16 protein-coding genes are annotated in these 15,910 nt (G+C 66.5%); 3 read left to right on the plus strand and 13 right to left on the minus strand.

Annotation, left to right across the window (positions count from 1 at the left end):
* Positions 1 to 14: 14 nt before the first annotated feature.
* The 8 genes from AC1RBA_RS11540 to pdxR all read right to left on the minus strand — a co-directional run bounded on the left by AC1RBA_RS11540 (position 15) and on the right by pdxR (position 8,502).
* Positions 15 to 1,805 carry a family 2A encapsulin nanocompartment cargo protein cysteine desulfurase gene (locus tag AC1RBA_RS11540; RefSeq protein ID WP_492418276.1) on the minus strand — a complete coding sequence of 597 codons (1,791 nt, stop codon included), beginning with the start codon at positions 1,803 to 1,805 and terminating at the stop codon, positions 15 to 17.
* Positions 1,780 to 2,709, minus strand: a complete 930-nt coding sequence (locus AC1RBA_RS11545) for a family 2A encapsulin nanocompartment shell protein (RefSeq protein WP_070221598.1) — start codon at positions 2,707 to 2,709, stop codon at positions 1,780 to 1,782. Before AC1RBA_RS11545 ends, AC1RBA_RS11540 begins: the two co-directional genes overlap by 26 nt.
* A gap of 117 nt (positions 2,710 to 2,826) precedes the next feature.
* A complete protein-coding gene (locus AC1RBA_RS11550; RefSeq protein ID WP_070221599.1) occupies positions 2,827 to 3,051 on the minus strand; it encodes a helix-turn-helix domain-containing protein in 225 nt (74 codons plus the stop codon).
* A 7-nt stretch (positions 3,052 to 3,058) separates the two neighbouring features.
* Positions 3,059 to 4,045 (minus strand): serine O-acetyltransferase EpsC, encoded by a 987-nt coding sequence (epsC, locus tag AC1RBA_RS11555; protein WP_492418278.1) that lies wholly within the window; start codon positions 4,043 to 4,045, stop codon positions 3,059 to 3,061.
* A 19-nt stretch (positions 4,046 to 4,064) separates the two neighbouring features.
* Positions 4,065 to 4,562, minus strand: a complete 498-nt coding sequence (locus AC1RBA_RS11560) for a rhodanese-like domain-containing protein (RefSeq protein ID WP_083287303.1) — start codon at positions 4,560 to 4,562, stop codon at positions 4,065 to 4,067.
* A 228-nt stretch (positions 4,563 to 4,790) separates the two neighbouring features.
* Complete coding sequence (gene mnmC1, locus AC1RBA_RS11565; RefSeq protein WP_492418280.1) at positions 4,791 to 6,422, minus strand: FAD-dependent 5-carboxymethylaminomethyl-2-thiouridine(34) oxidoreductase MnmC1; 1,632 nt, start codon at positions 6,420 to 6,422, stop codon at positions 4,791 to 4,793.
* Positions 6,422 to 6,985, minus strand: coding sequence for a DNA-3-methyladenine glycosylase I (locus tag AC1RBA_RS11570; protein WP_070312554.1), 564 nt, complete (start codon positions 6,983 to 6,985; stop codon positions 6,422 to 6,424). Before AC1RBA_RS11570 ends, mnmC1 begins: the two co-directional genes overlap by 1 nt.
* A gap of 38 nt (positions 6,986 to 7,023) precedes the next feature.
* Positions 7,024 to 8,502, minus strand: coding sequence for a MocR-like pyridoxine biosynthesis transcription factor PdxR (pdxR, locus tag AC1RBA_RS11575; RefSeq protein ID WP_492418282.1), 1,479 nt, complete (start codon positions 8,500 to 8,502; stop codon positions 7,024 to 7,026).
* A gap of 105 nt (positions 8,503 to 8,607) precedes the next feature.
* On the opposite strand from pdxR, the gene AC1RBA_RS11580 reads away from it, so the two are divergent.
* Both AC1RBA_RS11580 and AC1RBA_RS11585 read left to right on the plus strand, forming a co-directional pair.
* Positions 8,608 to 9,069, plus strand: coding sequence for an OsmC family protein (locus tag AC1RBA_RS11580; RefSeq protein ID WP_492418284.1), 462 nt, complete (start codon positions 8,608 to 8,610; stop codon positions 9,067 to 9,069).
* The gene (locus tag AC1RBA_RS11585) at positions 9,070 to 9,723 is read left to right on the plus strand and encodes an FMN-binding negative transcriptional regulator (protein ID WP_492418286.1); all 654 of its coding nucleotides are present in this window, start codon (positions 9,070 to 9,072) and stop codon (positions 9,721 to 9,723) included.
* 125 nt (positions 9,724 to 9,848) lie between these two features.
* On the opposite strand, the gene AC1RBA_RS11590 is transcribed toward AC1RBA_RS11585, so the two are convergent.
* From AC1RBA_RS11590 to AC1RBA_RS11600, 3 genes are all read right to left on the minus strand, one after another.
* Positions 9,849 to 10,802, minus strand: coding sequence for an AEC family transporter (locus AC1RBA_RS11590; RefSeq protein WP_492418288.1), 954 nt, complete (start codon positions 10,800 to 10,802; stop codon positions 9,849 to 9,851).
* Positions 10,803 to 10,901: 99 nt separating this feature from the next.
* A complete protein-coding gene (locus tag AC1RBA_RS11595; RefSeq protein ID WP_492418289.1) occupies positions 10,902 to 11,339 on the minus strand; it encodes a CHRD domain-containing protein in 438 nt (145 codons plus the stop codon).
* A gap of 155 nt (positions 11,340 to 11,494) precedes the next feature.
* Positions 11,495 to 12,052, minus strand: coding sequence for a winged helix-turn-helix transcriptional regulator (locus AC1RBA_RS11600; protein ID WP_070312550.1), 558 nt, complete (start codon positions 12,050 to 12,052; stop codon positions 11,495 to 11,497).
* Positions 12,053 to 12,256: 204 nt separating this feature from the next.
* Between AC1RBA_RS11600 and AC1RBA_RS11605 the strand changes: the two genes are divergently transcribed.
* Positions 12,257 to 12,532, plus strand: coding sequence for a hypothetical protein (locus tag AC1RBA_RS11605; RefSeq protein WP_492418291.1), 276 nt, complete (start codon positions 12,257 to 12,259; stop codon positions 12,530 to 12,532).
* Here the strand turns inward: AC1RBA_RS11605 and AC1RBA_RS11610 are convergent.
* Positions 12,529 to 13,536 carry a Csu type fimbrial protein gene (locus tag AC1RBA_RS11610; RefSeq protein WP_070292382.1) on the minus strand — a complete coding sequence of 336 codons (1,008 nt, stop codon included), beginning with the start codon at positions 13,534 to 13,536 and terminating at the stop codon, positions 12,529 to 12,531. The two genes, AC1RBA_RS11605 and AC1RBA_RS11610, sit on opposite strands and share 4 nt — an antisense overlap.
* Positions 13,536 to 15,884, minus strand: a complete 2,349-nt coding sequence (locus AC1RBA_RS11615; RefSeq protein WP_492418293.1) for a fimbria/pilus outer membrane usher protein — start codon at positions 15,882 to 15,884, stop codon at positions 13,536 to 13,538. Before AC1RBA_RS11615 ends, AC1RBA_RS11610 begins: the two co-directional genes overlap by 1 nt.
* Positions 15,885 to 15,910 lie beyond the last annotated feature (26 nt).

The raw sequence follows: 15,910 nt of genomic DNA on the forward strand, positions 1-15,910 counted from the left end.
ACAAGCGGGCAAGATCAGCGGCGCGCGCCCGCCAGGCGTTTGACCACGACGATCATGCGGTCGATTTCCTCATACGTGTTGTAGAAGGCGAACGAGGGCCGCACGGTCGCTTCCACGCCGAAGCGGCGCAAAATCGGCTGGGCGCAGTGGTGGCCCGAGCGCACGGCGATGCCCTCGTCGTTCAGGGCGCGCCCCACTTCCGCCGGCTCGTAGCCGGCCAGCACGAACGACGCCACACTGGCCTTGTCCAGCGCCGTGCCGATCAGGCGCACGCCGGGAATCGCTTGCAGCTGGTGCGTCGCGTATTCCAGCAACGCGTGCTCGTAGGCGGCGATGTTTTCCAGGCCGATGCGCTGCACGTAATCGATGGCCGCGCCCAGACCGACGGCATCGGCGATATTGCCCGTGCCCGCCTCGAAACGGTTCGGCACGCCCTGGTAGACGGTGCGCTCGAACGTGACGTCGGCGATCATGTTGCCGCCGCCCTGCCATGGCGGCAACTGCTCGAGCAAGTCCGCCTTGCCATACACGGCGCCGATGCCCGTCGGGCCGAACACTTTATGCCCCGAAAATACATAGAAATCGGCGCCCAGCGCCTGCACGTCCACGCGCAAATGCGACACGGCTTGCGCCCCGTCGACCAGCACGCGCACGCCGGCCGCATGCGCGAGCGCGATGATCTGCGCCACGGGCGTCACCGTCCCCAGCGCATTCGACACCTGCGTCACCGATACCAGCTTGGTGCGCCCGTTGAGCAGCTTGCGGAATTCATCGAGGAGGATTTGCCCGCTGTCGTCGACGGGAATCACGCGCAGAATCGCGCCCTTTTCCGCCGCCAGCTGCTGCCATGGAACGATGTTGGCATGGTGCTCGAGCTGCGAGACGATGATCTCGTCGCCGCTGCCGATGTACTTGCGCCCGAAGGTGTTGGCGATCAGATTGATGCCCTCCGTGGCGCCGCGCACGAAAATGATTTCATTGGCCGAGGCGGCGCCCAGAAAACTCGCCACCTTGGCGCGCGCCGCTTCATAGGCATCGCTGGCGCGCGCCGCCAGCGCGTGGGCCGCGCGGTGGATGTTCGAATTCTCGTGCGCATAGAAATACGACACGCGGTCGATCACCGACTGCGGCTTGTGCGTGGTGGCCGCATTGTCGAACCAGGCCAGCGGCTTGCCGTTGACCCGCTCGGCCAGCACGGGAAAATCGCGCCGCACGGCGTGCACGTCGAATGGCGCGGGGGTTTGGCCATACCCTTGCGGCCGCGCAGGCAGTTCGGTCTGGAAATAGAACGCGGGCGGGCTGTCAGATGGCGATACGGGCAGCTGGCGCGCGGGCGTCCGCTGCGGCGTGGCAAACGCGTCGGGCGCGGCCTGTCCCAGTCCCTGGCCCGCCAGGCCGTCGAGATTATGGTTCGACACGGGATAGCCATGCGCGCCGCCGACAAAATAGTAGGGCGACGGTGCACCGATGGCGGACAACCGCGGCGTGGGCACCGATGCCGGCGCCGGCGCAATGGGGGACTCCAGCGGCGCCGTCACGGGCGGCACCTGCGCCGTCGCCACGCCGGGCGCGATGGCGGCGAACGACGGGCCGGGCTGGGGCGGCGGACGGTTCGCATAGCGGGGCGCCGCATCGAGCACGCTGCCCGAGCCGCCAGGGCTGGGCGACTTGTCAAGCGCAGGCGCGAGGCCAGGCAAGCGCGCGAAAAACTCGCCGGCCAGGCGGTTCAGGGTCGCTTCGTCAGGCAGAAACGGGACGGCAGGCAAGCCCGCCGCGCCATCACTTGTAGGTGTCTGGGTAGTCATGGTATTTACCGATCTCCACGTCTTCCAGTACGGCCAGCGCATCGTCGGTCAGCACGGCCAGCGAGCAATACAGCGAAATCAAATAGGACGAAATCGCGTGGCGGTTGATGCCCATGAAGCGCACGGACAAGCCCGGGCTTTGCTCGCCCGCCAGGCCAGGTTGGAACAGGCCGATCACGCCTTGCCGCTGCTCGCCCGCGCGCAGCAAAATGATCTTTGTCTTGCCGTCTTCGATGGGCAGCTTATCGGACGGCACCAGCGGCACGCCGCGCCACGTTAAAAACTGGGAGCCGAACAGGCTGACGGTGGGCGGCGGCACGCCACGGCGCGTGCATTCGCGGCCAAAGGCGGCAATGGCCAGCGGGTGCGCCAGGAAAAAGCCCGGCTCCTTCCACACTTTCGTCAGCAGTTCGTCGAGGTCGTCCGGCGTGGGCGCGCCCGTCAGCGTAAAGATGCGCTGGTCGTCATGCACGCTGGCCAGCAGGCCGTAGTCGGGATTGTTGATCAATTCGCTTTCCTGGCGCTCCTTGATCGTCTCGATGGTCAGGCGCAGCTGCTCCTTGATCTGGTCGTGCGGGCTGCTGTACAGGTCCGACACGCGTGTGTGCACGTCGAGCACCGTGCTGACGGCATTGAGAAAATACTCGCGCGGCTGGTCGTCGTAGTCGACGAAGGTTTGCGGCAGTTCCGATTCGTCGCGCTGCGAGCAGGCCACGCGCACGTCCTTCGGATTTTTCACGCGATTGAGGCGGTAGATACCCGCTTCCACGGGCAGCCATTGCAGCAGGTGCACGAGCCAGCGCGGCGTGATCGTGGATAACTGGGGGACGCTCTTGCTTGCATTGGCCAGCTGGCGCGCGGCGTTGTCGCCCAGCGCAAACTGGCTCTCTGTTGCTACTGTCATGACTACTCCTGATGAGAAAAGTGAATATGCTTATCTGAAAAACAAATAAAGTATCGGACGTCTCCCCTCTTCTCTCAACATGCTATCGCCATCATCGTGACGCTTGATCCACTCGATTTAATCCACCAGTTCCGGTTCGCAGCGCGCCATCAATCCCGCCAGGCCGATGCCCAGCGCGATGGCCAGTTTTTCCACCGTCAGCAGCGATGGCGTGGCGGCGCCCCGTTCGATTTCGCCGATGAACGAGCGGTTCAAGTCGGCCGCTTCGGCCAGGCGCTCCTGCGACCAGCCACGCCCTTCGCGCAACTGGCGCACGGCCAGTCCAAACTGTTTGATCAACATGCTGTCCTCATGGGTGATGGGCAAAGGCGGGGTGGGATGGCGCCGGCGACTCCGGTGCCTCCTGCTGGTTGTGCGCTTGCGTGACATGGCTGCCGGGCGCCACGCTGCGGGTGAGCCAGACATTGCCGCCGATGACGGAGCCCTGGCCGATGGTCACCCGTCCCAGGATCGTCGCGCCCGCATAAATGACCACGTCGTCCTGCACGATGGGATGGCGCGCCAGTCCCTTTTTCAACACGCCATCAAAGCCGGCTGGAAAGCGCTTGGCGCCCAGGGTGACGGCTTGATAAATGCGTACCCGTTCGCCGATGATGGCCGTCTCGCCGATCACCACGCCCGTGCCATGATCGATGAAAAAGCTGCTGCCGATGATGGCGCCCGGGTGGATGTCGATGCCCGTCTGCGAATGGGCCACTTCGGCGATGATGCGCGCCACCAGCGGCGCGCCGAGCGCATACAAGGTATGCGCCAGGCGGTAATGGATGATGGCCAGGATGCCCGGATAGCACAGCAGCACTTCGTCGACGCTGTGCGCGGCCGGGTCGCCATGGAAGGCGGCCGCCACGTCCGTGTCGAGCCGGGCGCGGATGCGCGGCAGCGCGCGGGCGAAGCGCTGCACGATGGCCAGCGCCTGCTGTTCTATGGACACCGTCTGCTGCAAGCCGTGCTGGCGCGCGTGGTAACTGAGTTCGCGCCGCACCTGTTCGTGCAAGCCCGTGAGCGTCGTGTCGAGCGTGTGGCCGACAAAGAAATCCTCGCTCTCCTGCTGCAGGTCGAGGGGACCCAGGCGCATGGGGAACAGGGCCGCGCACAGGGCTTTGATGATGTCGTGCAAATGCTGGCGCGACGGGAATTCGCGCGCACCGCATTCCTGGCTGCCGGCCAATCCTTCGCGCCACTGCGCGCGCACGGCGCGCAACTCGCCGACGATCTGGTGCAGCTCCCATTGCGGCTGCGCGGCAAGGGAGACGGGGGGAATGGCTCGCTGGTTCATGGTGGTCCCGGGAAGCGGGTTAATCTTGCAGCCACGGCAGCGCATGCCAGCGCCAGCCGCCGCTGTGGCCACGCTGCTGCTGTGCGTCGAGGTCGCCCTCGAAGCCTTGCGCGATATTGAAGACGTGCGTAAAACCCGCCTTGGCCGCCGCTTCGGCCGCCGCGGCCGAGCGCTTGCCGCTGCGGCACAGCAGCACCACGACGGCATCCTTGCCGCCCACCTTCGCTTCGAGCTCGCGGGTAAAACGGGGATTGCGGTTCATGGCCGTGCCGGTGGCCCACGCCACGTGCAGCGAGGCGGGCACGTAGCCGACAAAAGTGCGTTCTTCGTTGGTGCGCACGTCGACCAGCACGGCTTTGCCGGCCTGCACCAGTTGCCACGCATCCTGCGCGCTGACGATGCCCGCATACGGCAAACCCTGCGCCTGCGCCTGGCTGCGCGCGAGATGGAGTACTTCATCAAACGCCGCCTCGCCGTGCGCGGCGCGGGGATCGAAAATCAGTTCTGCAGCAGCCATCTGTCCACCTCTTTATTCCGTCGTCAAAAACCAGCACGAGTCCACTGTAGCGAACTTATGTTGTTCGGAAAACAAATTAAAAAGAGTTTGGAAAGCTGAAAAACAGATATGGGGACTACGCGCGGAGCGTCCGCGTATGGGGTCAGACCCTCACGCGCGTTGGCGCCAGGCTTTGCGTCAGCTGTGTTGGGGGTCTGACCCCAGCCCTCGCCTGCTCTGCGCCAACGCTCAACCAGCGCGGCGGCGCTCGCGCAGCAAGAACCGCGCAGGATCCAGGGCGGCGGCCAATTGACTCTCCAGCGGCAACGGCTCCCCCTCCAGCTGGCAAGCCAGCAGCTCGGCCGCCAGCGGTGCCCAGATCAGGCCGCGCGAGGCATAACCGAGCAAGCCGAACAGGCCGGGCCAGCGCGGCACGTCGCGCAGGCGCTCGCAGCGGCCCGGTATGCCGGGGTCGGGCAAGGCGCCCGCCAGCGGCAGGCGGTCCGCTGCCATGCAGCGAAAGCCCGTGCGCCCGGCCAGCGGCGCCTCGAACGGGGCCACGTCCAGGATGTCGGCGATCTTCGCGATATTGTCTTCCTGGTTCGATGGGCGCAAGCCGGGGTCCGCGTCCGCATCGTAGCTGGCGCCCACGCACACGACGCCCTGGTACGCCGGCGTCACGTAGGCTTCGCGGCAGACGACGAACGGCAGCGACGGCAAGCTGCCTTCGGCCAGGTGCGTGACCTGGCCGCGCACGGCGTCCAGCGGCAAGCCGGCCGCCTGTTCGAAATCCACGGCGCCCGTGCCCGCCGCCAGGATGACGGTGGGTGCCGCCGCGATCAGGGCACCGTCCGCATCGCGCACCAGCCATTCGCCGTCGCCACGTTCCAGGCGCAGGGCGCTGCTGGAAAAGCGCCGCGTGAGCAAGGCGCCGCAGGCGTCCAGCATGGCCGCGCAGACGGAAGACGGGCGCGCCCAGCCGCCCTGCTCGAACCACCAGGCGCCATCGGGCGCCGGCGCGCCCAGCATGGCGGTTGCCTCAGGCGCTTCCAGCCAGCGGGCGAATTCACGCGGATACAGGCCGCTGGCGGCGATCTGCCGCTGCACCTGCGCATGCGCCCCGTCGCGCGCCAGGTGCAGCACGCCGCTTTGCGCACCCTCGATGGCGGCGCCGATACCGCCCAGGTCTTTCCAGCGCTTCAGCGAGTACAGAAAGGCGGCGCGCACCAGGCGCGTGGCGATATTGTCGTCCTTTGACATCAGCGGCATGAAGATGCCGGCCAGGTTGCCCGACGCTTCGCTCGCAGGCTGCGCGTGGCGTTCGATCAAGGTCACCTTCCAGCCGCGCGCGGCCAGCCGTTCGCAGGCGGCCGCGCCGGCCACGCCCGCGCCGATGACGACGGCGCACCGCTCGGGCGCGGCAACGGCCGCGTACTCGTCGCGCCGCGCATAAAACACGGCGCGCAAACGGCTCTCGTCAAAAACAAAGCCATGCTTTTGCAGCGCCGTGCGCTGCGCCTCGTCCAGGTGCACGGCTTGCAAGTGCGCGCCATCGGCCATCAGGCGCGCCAGCACCGGGGTGGCCGCCGGCACCCAGGCCAGATGCACTTCATCGACACGCGCCGACAATTGCGCCAGACAGGCATCGGGCTCGCCGATCAGCACATCGAGTGTGACGAGACCATCGTGCGACACCATGCGGTGCAGACCCGGCACGCAGGGCGGCCACTGTGCGCGCCAATCGTCGGGCAAGTGATGCGCATCGACAGGACGCGGCGCCAGCGCGATGTAATGCAGGCGGCGACCGCCATGCGCGGCGCAGGCGGCGCGCAGGCGGGCAGCGTCAAAATCCGTGTCGAGCAGGACCAGGGCGCGGCGCATCAGCGCCCCGCGCGGCAAAAGCAGACGGGCGCGTGGTCGTTGACCATGCCGATGCCCTGCATGTAGGCGTAGATGATGGTCGAGCCGACGAACTTGAAGCCACGCTTGAGCAAGTCTTTCGACAGTTTGTCGGACAGGGCCGTCTTGGCGGGAAACTCGCCCGGCTGCCAGTTGTTGACGATGGGCTGGCCGTCGACATACGCCCACAAAAAGCTGTCCAGGGTCTGCCCTTCCGCGCGCAGGCGCAAATAGGCTTGGGCATTCGTGATGGCGGCCGCCACCTTCAGGCGGTTGCGCACGATGCCAGGGTCCGCCAGCAGCTGCGCCACCTTGTCCGGGCCATATGCGGCGATCTTTTCCGCATCCCAGTCGTCAAAAGCGGCGCGGTAGGTGTCGCGCTTGTTGAGAATGGTTTCCCAGCTCAGGCCAGCCTGCGCGCCTTCCAGGTTCAGCATCTCGAACAGCCGGCGCTCGTCGTGGCAAGGCACGCCCCATTCCGTGTCGTGATACGCAAGGTAGCGGGGATTGGCCGGATTGGCCCAGGAGCAGCGGATGGTGGTCATGGTCGGGTTCTTCATGTGCGGGCAACCGCCAGTATAGTTTATCGGCCGCGCAGGATGCGCCCCAGCTCCTGCAAGCCGTGCGCCATCTCGGCCGGGGGAATGGCCGCAAAGCCCAGCAGCAGCCCGGGCGGCGTGGCGCATTCGGGCCCCGCCGCCGGGTCGGCATAGTGTCCCAGCGGGCGCAGTTCGATGCCCCGCGCCAGGCCCGCCCGCGACACCGCTTCCTCATCGTGATCGCCGCGAAAATACGCGCACAGTTCCAGGCCGCTGTCGGCCGGGCCGCACGCGAGCTGGTCGCCCAGTTCGTGCGCCAGGCCGCGCACCAGCAGGTCGCGCCGTTCGGCATTGCTGTCGCGCGTGCGGCGGATATGCCGGCCAAAGTGGCCTTCGGCGATGAAGTCGGCCAGCGCCATCTGCGGCACGATGGCCGTGTGCCGGTCCATCACGGCCTTGGCCTGCACCAGCGCCTCGGCCAGCGCGGGCGGCGCCACCATGTAACCGAGGCGCAGGCCGGGAAACAGCACCTTCGACAGGGTCCCCACGTACACCACGCAGCCGGCCCGGTCCAGGCTTTGCAGCGACGCCAGCGGCGCGCCCGTGTAGCGGTATTCGCTGTCGTAATCGTCTTCCACCAGCCAGGCTTTATTGTGCGCGGCCCAGGCCAGCAAGGCCAGGCGGCGGGGCAAACTCATGCTCACGCCCAGCGGCATCTGGTGCGACGGCGTCACGTAGGCCAGCTTCGCCTGCGGACAGTGCGCCACGCCGTAGGCCACATCCAGCCCCTGCGCATCGACGGGGACGGGAAACACGCGCGCGCCGGCAGCGCGCAGCGGGCCGCTGGCACCCCGGTAGCCGGGCGACTCCATCCAGGCGGCGTCGCCGGGCGCCAGCAGGATGGTCGACAGCAGGAACAGCGCCTGCTGCGAGCCGGACGTGATGACGATTTGCTGCGGCGTGCACTGGACGCCGCGCGACGCCTTCAGGTACACGCACAGCAGTTCGCGCAGCGGCAGGTAGCCGGCCGGATCGCCGTAGCCGAACTGGTGGTCGGGACGGCGCCAGCGCCGCGCTTCCAGGCGGTTCCACACGTCAAATGGAAAATGGTCGATGCGCGGCATGCCGACGCGGAAGGCGCGCAGCGGCCCCCGGTGGAACGCCACCTGGCGCATGGCCGTCACCACGCCCTGCCCGCGCGCCGACAGGGGCCGCAGCAGGCCGGGCGCAGCTGCCGGCGGCACAGGCAGCGGCACCTCGCGGCTGACAAAGGTGCCGCGCCCGACGGCGCCATCGAGGTAGCCTTCGGCCGTCAGCAGCGCATACGCATTGAGCACCGTCTGGCGCGACACAGCCAGCAGGCGGCAAAAATCGCGCGTGGGCGGCAGCTGCATGCCGGGGCTCATGCGCCCGTCGAGGACGGCCGCCTTGATGGCCGCGTACAGCTGGCGGAACAGCGGTTCGACGGCGCCGCGCTGCAGCGGCAAGGCGGCGATAAGCTGGTTCAGGTGGGAAGCTGGCATAGTGTGGCTCTCGAATTGGTATCTTCAAGATAGCACTTATTGGCTGTTTTAAATAGCCAAGACTGGCGCTAAGATGGCGTATCCCTCTACTTTTGCGGAGTACCCATGCATCAGTTTTTTGCCACCGTGGCCTGGCAGCGCGACGGCCAGGATTTCGCCGGCCAGCGCTACAGCCGCAGCCATGAATGGCAGTTCGACGGCGGCCTGACGGTACCCGCCTCGTCGTCGCCCCTGTCCGTGCCGCTGCCGATGTCGGTGGCGGAAAACATTGACCCGGAAGAGGCGCTGGTGGCCGCCACGTCGAGCTGCCACATGCTGTTCTTCCTGTCGCTGGCGGCCCAGCGCGGCTACGTCATCGACGATTACCGCGACGATGCCGTCGGCGAACTGGGCAAGAATGCACAAGGCCGCCTGGCCATGACGCGCATCGTGCTGCGTCCGCGCATCGCCTTCGCGGGAACGCCGCCCTCGCCAGATGCCTTGGCCGCCCTGCACCACGATGCGCACGAGCGCTGCTACATCGCCAATTCGCTGACAGCCGACGTCGTCGTGCAAGGAGCCGCCTAGATGTACACGCCCTCCACCTTCCGCGAAGAGCGCCTCGACGTGCTGCATGGCCTGATCGACAGTCACCCGCTGGGCGCGCTCGTGCGCCACGGCGCCGATGGCCTGTGCGCCGACCATCTGCCGTTCGAGATCGCCGCGCCCACGCTTGATGCGCCATTCGGCATCCTGCGCGCCCACGTGGCGCGCGCCAACCCGCTGTGGCGCGCCGCCGGCGGGAGCGACGACGCACTGGTGATCTTCCAGGGGCCGCACGCCTACATCACGCCCGCCTGGTATGCGGAAAAGCAGCGCAGCGGCAAGGAAGTCCCCACCTTTAACTATGCGGTGGTGCATGCGCACGGCCCCCTGCGCGCCATCGACGATGCGGCCTGGCTGCTGGGATTGGTGGAGCGGCTGACGGCGCGCCATGAGGCGGATCAAGCCGCGCCGTGGAAGGTGGGCGACGCGCCGGCCGGCTATATCGCCAAGCTATTGAAAGCCATCGTCGGCATCGAGATTCCCCTCACGCGCCTGGAAGGAAAATGGAAGCTGGGCCAGAACCGCAGCATGCAGGACCAGGCCAGCATGGCGCACGGCCTGGCGCTCGATCATCACCCCGGCCCGGCGCAGGCGCTGGGCGCGCTGATCGCCGCCAACGTCACGCCAGCCAGCTGACGGCCGCCGAAAACGTCAGGAACGACAGCGCCGTCGACACTAAAATGATGCGGGCGATGCGCGTCGTCGCTGTGCTCCCGATGATGCGCAAGGCGCGGGGCGCGCCCCGTGACGTTGACTGTCCCTCACGCCAGCCAGCTGACGGCCGCCGAAAACGTCAAAAACGACAGCGCCGTCGACACTAAAATGATGCGGGCGATGCGCGCCGTGTTCGCGCCGAAGCGTTCCGACAGCAACGCGACGTTGCTGGCGCTGGGCAGGCAGGCCACCAGCACCATGCAGGTCAGCGCGAACGGATCGAGCGGCGCGCCGAGCGCGATGGCCGCGTGGCCGATGCCCCACACCAGCAGAGGATGCAGCAGCAGTTTTTTCAGCGCCACGGGCACATATTCTCCCAGCGGCGCCGGGTCGCTCGTGCTCATCTGCGAACGGGCCAGCACGGCGCCGATGGTAAACAGGGCAACGGGAGAGGCGGCATCGGCCAGCAGGCCCACCGTCTGCGTCAAAGGCTCGGGCAAGGCCAGTTCCAGCCACGACGACAGGGCACCGAGCACGATCGCCCACGGCATCGGGTTGCCCGCCATGCCCTTCAAGGCGTTGACGACGGCGGCGCGGCTGCCGTGCGCGCCGCCGCTGCCGATGCGCGACAGGGCGATGCACAGCGAGCTGGTAATGAGCATGTCGACGACGATGGTGACGATGACGGGGCCCGAGGAACGGGGTCCGAGCAAGGTCAATAGCAGGGGCACGCCCATGAAGCCCGTGTTCGGGAAGGCCGCCACCAGCGCGCCGAAGGCGGCATTGTTCCAGTCGATGCGGTGGCTCAGAGTCATGGCCGTGGTGACGCCCACCATGATCAGGGCGCACAGCAGATAGACGCCGAACACGCTGGCGTCGAGCAGTTGCGCGACGGGCGTGGCGGCGCCGAAGCGGTACAGCATGCACGGCAGCGCGAAGTACAGGACAAAACTGTTCAAGCCGCCGATGGCGGCCAGCGGCAGCAGCGTGCGCCGCACGGCCAGGTAGCCGCACAGCACCAGGGCGAAGAAGGGAAAGGTGATGGCAAGGATGGTCAGCATGAAACGCCATTGTAGCGCGCCGCACTGGCCGGCCGGCTGGCGCAAAAAAAGGCCGCTCGCGCGGCCCAAGGAGGTTTCGGAGAAAACGCCGGGGGCAGGCTATGGCTTGAGCTGGGCGCGGATTTCGCCGGCCGGGTAAGCCGCGCTGTGCACGTTCACATACAGGTTGCCGGCCTGGTAGCTCGCATACTGGGGCGGCGTCAGCATGGTGTTCGGCGGCACGGCAAACATGCCTTCGGCGGTTTTCACCAGCGGCACGATGACGGGGCCGTTGACGCCCGCCGGCGCTTCATGGATATGCGCGACGGTGGCCACCATGCCCGAGTAGCGCACGCCCCCGCTGACGCTGCGGTCGTGCGCGACGCGGATATTGCTGCTGCCGGTGGCCATGCTGGTATTGGCCGGCACTTCCTGCGCGCCCGTCAGGGTGACGTCATGGCCGCCCGGGTGATGCGGGCCATGGGAACAGGCGCCCAGCAGGGCGGCCAGCGCCAGCACGCTGGCGGCGCGGCGTAGGTGTTGCGGCAATGTGGTCATCGCAGTACTCCTTCAACGGACATCGGATCACGGATGGCGCCATGCCCGCACAGCCGGGTCTGCGCCGCACTTGAGTTGCATGGTGCGACAGTAACGCCATGCCGTGCAGTCCGTCTTGCTTTGCGACAAACTTGGCGCGCGCCCGCCACCCGGCCTCAGACCAGATGCCCTTCCGCCACCCAGCCGCGATTGGCGGCTGGCGCCTTCGGCTTGGGCGCGATGCCGCTGCTTTTTTCCGCATCGAGGATGATGCTGCGCATGCTGTCGCTGGCGGCAGGCCCTGGCGCGAACGCGTAATACTCATCATTGATGGGCAAGCCAGTCGTGGCGTCGACCAGCACCGGATCGGCGGCCAGGCCCGTGTCGCGGCTGGCAATGACGAGGCTGGCGCCTTCGGGCGCGAAGTTTTCATTGCCCCAGGCGATAAACGCCAGCAGGACGGGCTTGAAGGCGCGCCCGGACTTGGTCAGCACATAGTCGTAGCGGGGCGGCTTGGCGCAATACAGGCGACGCGTCATCAAGCCCCCTTCCACCAGGTCGGCCAGGCGGCGCGTCAGGATGGTGGGCGCGATCTTGAGGCTTTTTTCAAATTCGTCGAAGCGCGTCTTGCCATAAAACGCTTCGCGCAGGATGAGGATGCTCCACCATTCGCCGACCTTGCCCAGGCTGCGCGCAATCGGGCAAGGCAAATTATTAAAGTTGGTATGTTTCATGACCGTCTCCTCACGTTGATCCAACACAACAATTAAAAAAAATCCTACGGTTGCCACACGGAAACTTAGTTACTATCGCTTTGCAAGCCGTCTCCCGCCCCGTGGAGGGCTTGAAAATACGCGAAAACTCACACTTTTCTTGCTCCAGTACAATCATGCCTAGTCCAGCTTCTCCCGTCCCGGTGTGCGAAACGGCGTCAGAGAATGTTGTTTCCCGTCCGTTTTTCACCTGATACGCTTACGATGACTTCTTTGAAATTTGCCTCCCTGCCAATGTTGCTCGCCCTCTCCCTCTGCCAGACCACCGCCGCCGCCACCGTTTCCTCCGCATCGTTCCAGGCCACCTTCGTCGTCCACGAAGCGTGCACCGTCGTCTCGCAGCGCGGTAGCACCCAGGTGCGCTGCCAGCACAACACGCCCTATCTGCTGCAACAGCAGGCGACGCCATCGGACACCGGTCTCATCACCGTTACGTTCTAAAAATAGATCGTTGCCGTCACCGTGTCCTTGTAGTCGCCGGGGCGCGGCGACACCTGCGCCGGCACGCGGCCGTAAATCGTCAGCGGCACGCTGGCGCCCGTGCCCGTGCCTGTCACCATGCTGGTGCCTGACGTGCCATCGCCCCAGAGCGGGCCATCGAGCGTCGACGACAGCAGGTAGCTGACCTTGTCCGTCGTTACAATGTTTTTCATTTGCCGGTTCGCCACGTTGGCCGCCACGCTGCCGCCGTTCAGGGCAATCTGGTAGGCATTGTTGTTCACGCAGCGCACGGACAAGGTACTGGTGCTGCGCAAGTTGCCCGTCAGGATGGAAGCGTTCGCGAATGCCATCGGACTGGCCGCGATGGTGCAGTCGTTGACGGCCGTGGCATTGACCGCGAAACCGAAGCTGCCGCTGCTGGCCGTGCAGCCAAACAGGTTGACGAGGCCATACGTGGTGTAGGTGTAGGTGCCCTGGCCGGCAAAGCTCGACGTGTACACCGTATTGGCATTGGCGGCCGTGGGCACGGCGGCCAGGGCCGTGCCAGCGGGTATCCTGGCATACACGGTAAAGGTGGTGGAATACGTGCCGGGCGGGGCCAGCAAGCCGGCCGACAAAATGATGCCGAAGGTCGACGGCGCGCCCGCCACGCCGGCGCCGCCCCAGATCTTCGCCGTGGCATACGAATTGTCCACGTACACGTTGTACTCCATGCGGTTGCTGCCATTGCCCAGCTTGCGCGGCAGGGCCGAGGTGGAATTCGTGCCCAGCCCCAGCGAGATGCACACTTGTGCGTTGGGCGTGAGCAACTGCCCCAGGTTCAGCGACGAAAACAGGCAGCTGAAGGTGCCCGTTGCCTGCGCCACGTAATCGCTGCCGGAAATCGGGCTGACGGCGCCGAAATCGATATTCGTCATGCTCACCGTGCAGGTATCGGCCGCCTGCGCCGCGCCGCCCCAGGCGCATCCCAGCAGCAGGGTCAGACATGGCAACAGGCGGCGCATCAGCGGCCTCCCCCGGCGCCGGCGGCAGCGCAGCGCAGCGGTCCGATCACGGGCAAGCCGCCCGCGGCAGGACGCACATAGGCAAAACCTACCGTGCACGCGCTGTCGCCCTCGCCGACTTGCAGCTGATTCTGCTCGAGCAGATCGTCGACGAACACCATGCCGTCAAATCCCATGACCGTCTGCTTGCCGCTTTGCACATGCAGCACGGGCAAGCCCGTGGCCAGCGGCTTGCCGTCGGCGCCTTGCACGATGACGGTGGCGGCGCTGTAGCGTTCGACGGGAAAGGCGGCCAGCACGCCCGCCAGCTGTTGCGGCACGACATTCATATTGGTCACGGGCACGCGCGCGTCAACGTCGAGCTCATCCGTGGCGATGCTGATCTGGTTATTGCCATAAGGATTCAAATTCGGTACCAGCAGATAGCCGCCCCTGTCGGTCACGCCGATCTGGCGGTTTTCATGCAGCACGGGAATATTGCCCACACCGCCAGTGGACACCAGCGCAAAACCGCGGCCCACCTGGCGCGCCGCCTCGACATGCCCATCCATCAGCACCAGCGCGCCGGCCGCGCCCAGCGAGGAGGCATTGCCCATGCCGCCGCTTTGCGTGCGCACATCCACGCGGCCGTTATTGCCCAGGTATTCCACTTGCGCTTGCCGATAGGCATTGCGGCCCACCGTGCCAGCCTGCAAGTTCCAGCCGGCACCGCCGCCAAAGTCCGCCGCGCGCTGCGCGCTGACGCTGCGGCCGCTCTCGCCGTTTTGCCGGCTGCCGCTCGTGCTGATGGCCAGATTGTTGTCGAAGGCCATGCTCAAGCCGACATAAAAGCCCCGCTTCTCGCGTTGCCGCAAATCCTGGAACAGGCTGGCGTTCAGGAACAGGCCGTGAAACAGGGTCGCCGAATAGCCCAAGGTGGCCAGCTTCGATGACGGTGCGCCGGGCGTGCGGTAGCCGATATAACTGCTGCTGATACTGCTTCCCGCCGGCAAAGGCAGGCTCACGGTGACGCGGTCCGCCGCGCGCACCACGGGGCTGCCATCACGCGAAGCGAGGTCGCCAAACCCGGCGCTGGCGTGCACGCTGTACGCATCGACGCTGAAGCTTGGCCCCACATATTGGTACCCGGCGCCCAGCTGCGCACCACGGCTGCGGCCGGCGCTGGCCGACAGCGAGCCGCTGAGCACGCCCGCCTGGCCCAGCCGCACCAGCGCGCCCGCCCCCGCCTGGTACAGGCCGGCAGCCAGTTCCGCATGGCCTTCGATGGTGAAGCTGTCGCTGACGCCATGGCGGCCGGAAGCGCTGGCAAGCAGTTGCCGCTCGTAGCCGAACAGGCGGCGGCCATAGTCGCGCCGCACGGCGCCCGCCTCGACCGAATAATCGCTCAAGCCGCTGGCCAGCATACGCGTATCGACATACAGGGGCAGTACGGTCGTCACGCTGCGCCCCAGTGCATCGCGCGTGATGAGGGTGGCTTGTCCCGCGCCATTGATGCCGGCCACCTGGTTCAGCACAAACGGACCGCTGGGCACGCTGGCCGCATATTGCTGCACGCCATTGACGTACAGGCTCAGCGACGAAGGCACGAGCGCCGTGCCATCGACGGAGGCGACGGGAAAGGTCAGCAGGTCCGGGCGCAGCTGGAAGTTCTTGCGCCACTGCACCCCGCCCACGCGCACGGCGCGGCTCCAGCTGAGCGATGAGGAGATCAGGTCGCCCACTTGCCACGTTTGCAGGGTTTCCGGGTCGGCATGGCTCCAGAAGGTGTCAAAGCGCATGTACTTGCGCTGGTCTCCCCCCCCGTTCACGGTGCCGGTATGGCTGAACACGCCGCTGTCATTGAAATAGCGCAAGTCGTTGAAGATGGCGGCGCGCCGTGTCCGGCCCAGTTCCGCATAGGCTTCGTAATTGAGCACGGCGCCGGGCGTGACGCGCGACGGCGGCGTCTGCGCCGCCAGGCGCGCATCGATGCGGTACGGCGCGCGCAAGTCGTCCGTCACCTGCAGCGACACGCTCTGGCGCGCCGCATCATATTCATAGCTGAGTCCCGGAACCGCATCGAGCGCCACCTCGGTCTGACCGGGCGCGACCAGGCGCGCCGGGTCCAGCCCCAGCTGCTGCAAGTTCGCCACACTGCTGCGCAAGGTTTTGCCCACCTGGGTAAAACGCAAGATCAGCCCGGTTGAAACAGCATTCACACTTACCTCCAGATACAGTTCATTCGGCGCCGCCGGATCGGTGGGCAAGCTGGCCGGCCCCGGATCGGCGCCCGTCACGGCCGCCGCGCCATCGGCCCTGGCCAGCGGCGCCATGACCAGCAACAGCAACGCTGCCAGCGCGCGTTTCATGCTTCACGCCGGTCGCGCCCGCCATG

The organism is Janthinobacterium sp. GW823-FHT03B06 (genome assembly GCF_058796955.1).

Bases quoted from the DNA above. Each gene is read 5' to 3' on its own strand.
- mnmC1 (WP_492418280.1), bottom strand. From the start codon at position 6,422: ATGCGCCGCGCCCTGGTCCTGCTCGACACGGATTTTGACGCTGCCCGC.
- AC1RBA_RS11570 (WP_070312554.1), bottom strand. From the start codon at position 6,985: ATGACCACCATCCGCTGCTCCTGGGCCAATCCGGCCAATCCCCGCTAC.
- AC1RBA_RS11590 (WP_492418288.1), bottom strand. From the start codon at position 10,802: ATGCTGACCATCCTTGCCATCACCTTTCCCTTCTTCGCCCTGGTGCTG.
- AC1RBA_RS11560 (WP_083287303.1), bottom strand. From the start codon at position 4,562: ATGGCTGCTGCAGAACTGATTTTCGATCCCCGCGCCGCGCACGGCGAG.
- pdxR (WP_492418282.1), bottom strand. From the start codon at position 8,502: ATGCCAGCTTCCCACCTGAACCAGCTTATCGCCGCCTTGCCGCTGCAG.
- AC1RBA_RS11615 (WP_492418293.1), bottom strand. From the start codon at position 15,884: ATGAAACGCGCGCTGGCAGCGTTGCTGTTGCTGGTCATGGCGCCGCTG.
- AC1RBA_RS11600 (WP_070312550.1), bottom strand. From the start codon at position 12,052: ATGAAACATACCAACTTTAATAATTTGCCTTGCCCGATTGCGCGCAGC.
- epsC (WP_492418278.1), bottom strand. From the start codon at position 4,045: ATGAACCAGCGAGCCATTCCCCCCGTCTCCCTTGCCGCGCAGCCGCAA.
- AC1RBA_RS11580 (WP_492418284.1), top strand. From the start codon at position 8,608: ATGCATCAGTTTTTTGCCACCGTGGCCTGGCAGCGCGACGGCCAGGAT.
- AC1RBA_RS11595 (WP_492418289.1), bottom strand. From the start codon at position 11,339: ATGACCACATTGCCGCAACACCTACGCCGCGCCGCCAGCGTGCTGGCG.
- AC1RBA_RS11610 (WP_070292382.1), bottom strand. From the start codon at position 13,536: ATGCGCCGCCTGTTGCCATGTCTGACCCTGCTGCTGGGATGCGCCTGG.
- AC1RBA_RS11585 (WP_492418286.1), top strand. From the start codon at position 9,070: ATGTACACGCCCTCCACCTTCCGCGAAGAGCGCCTCGACGTGCTGCAT.
- AC1RBA_RS11605 (WP_492418291.1), top strand. From the start codon at position 12,257: ATGTTGTTTCCCGTCCGTTTTTCACCTGATACGCTTACGATGACTTCT.
- AC1RBA_RS11545 (WP_070221598.1), bottom strand. From the start codon at position 2,709: ATGACAGTAGCAACAGAGAGCCAGTTTGCGCTGGGCGACAACGCCGCG.
- AC1RBA_RS11550 (WP_070221599.1), bottom strand. From the start codon at position 3,051: ATGTTGATCAAACAGTTTGGACTGGCCGTGCGCCAGTTGCGCGAAGGG.
- AC1RBA_RS11540 (WP_492418276.1), bottom strand. From the start codon at position 1,805: ATGACTACCCAGACACCTACAAGTGATGGCGCGGCGGGCTTGCCTGCC.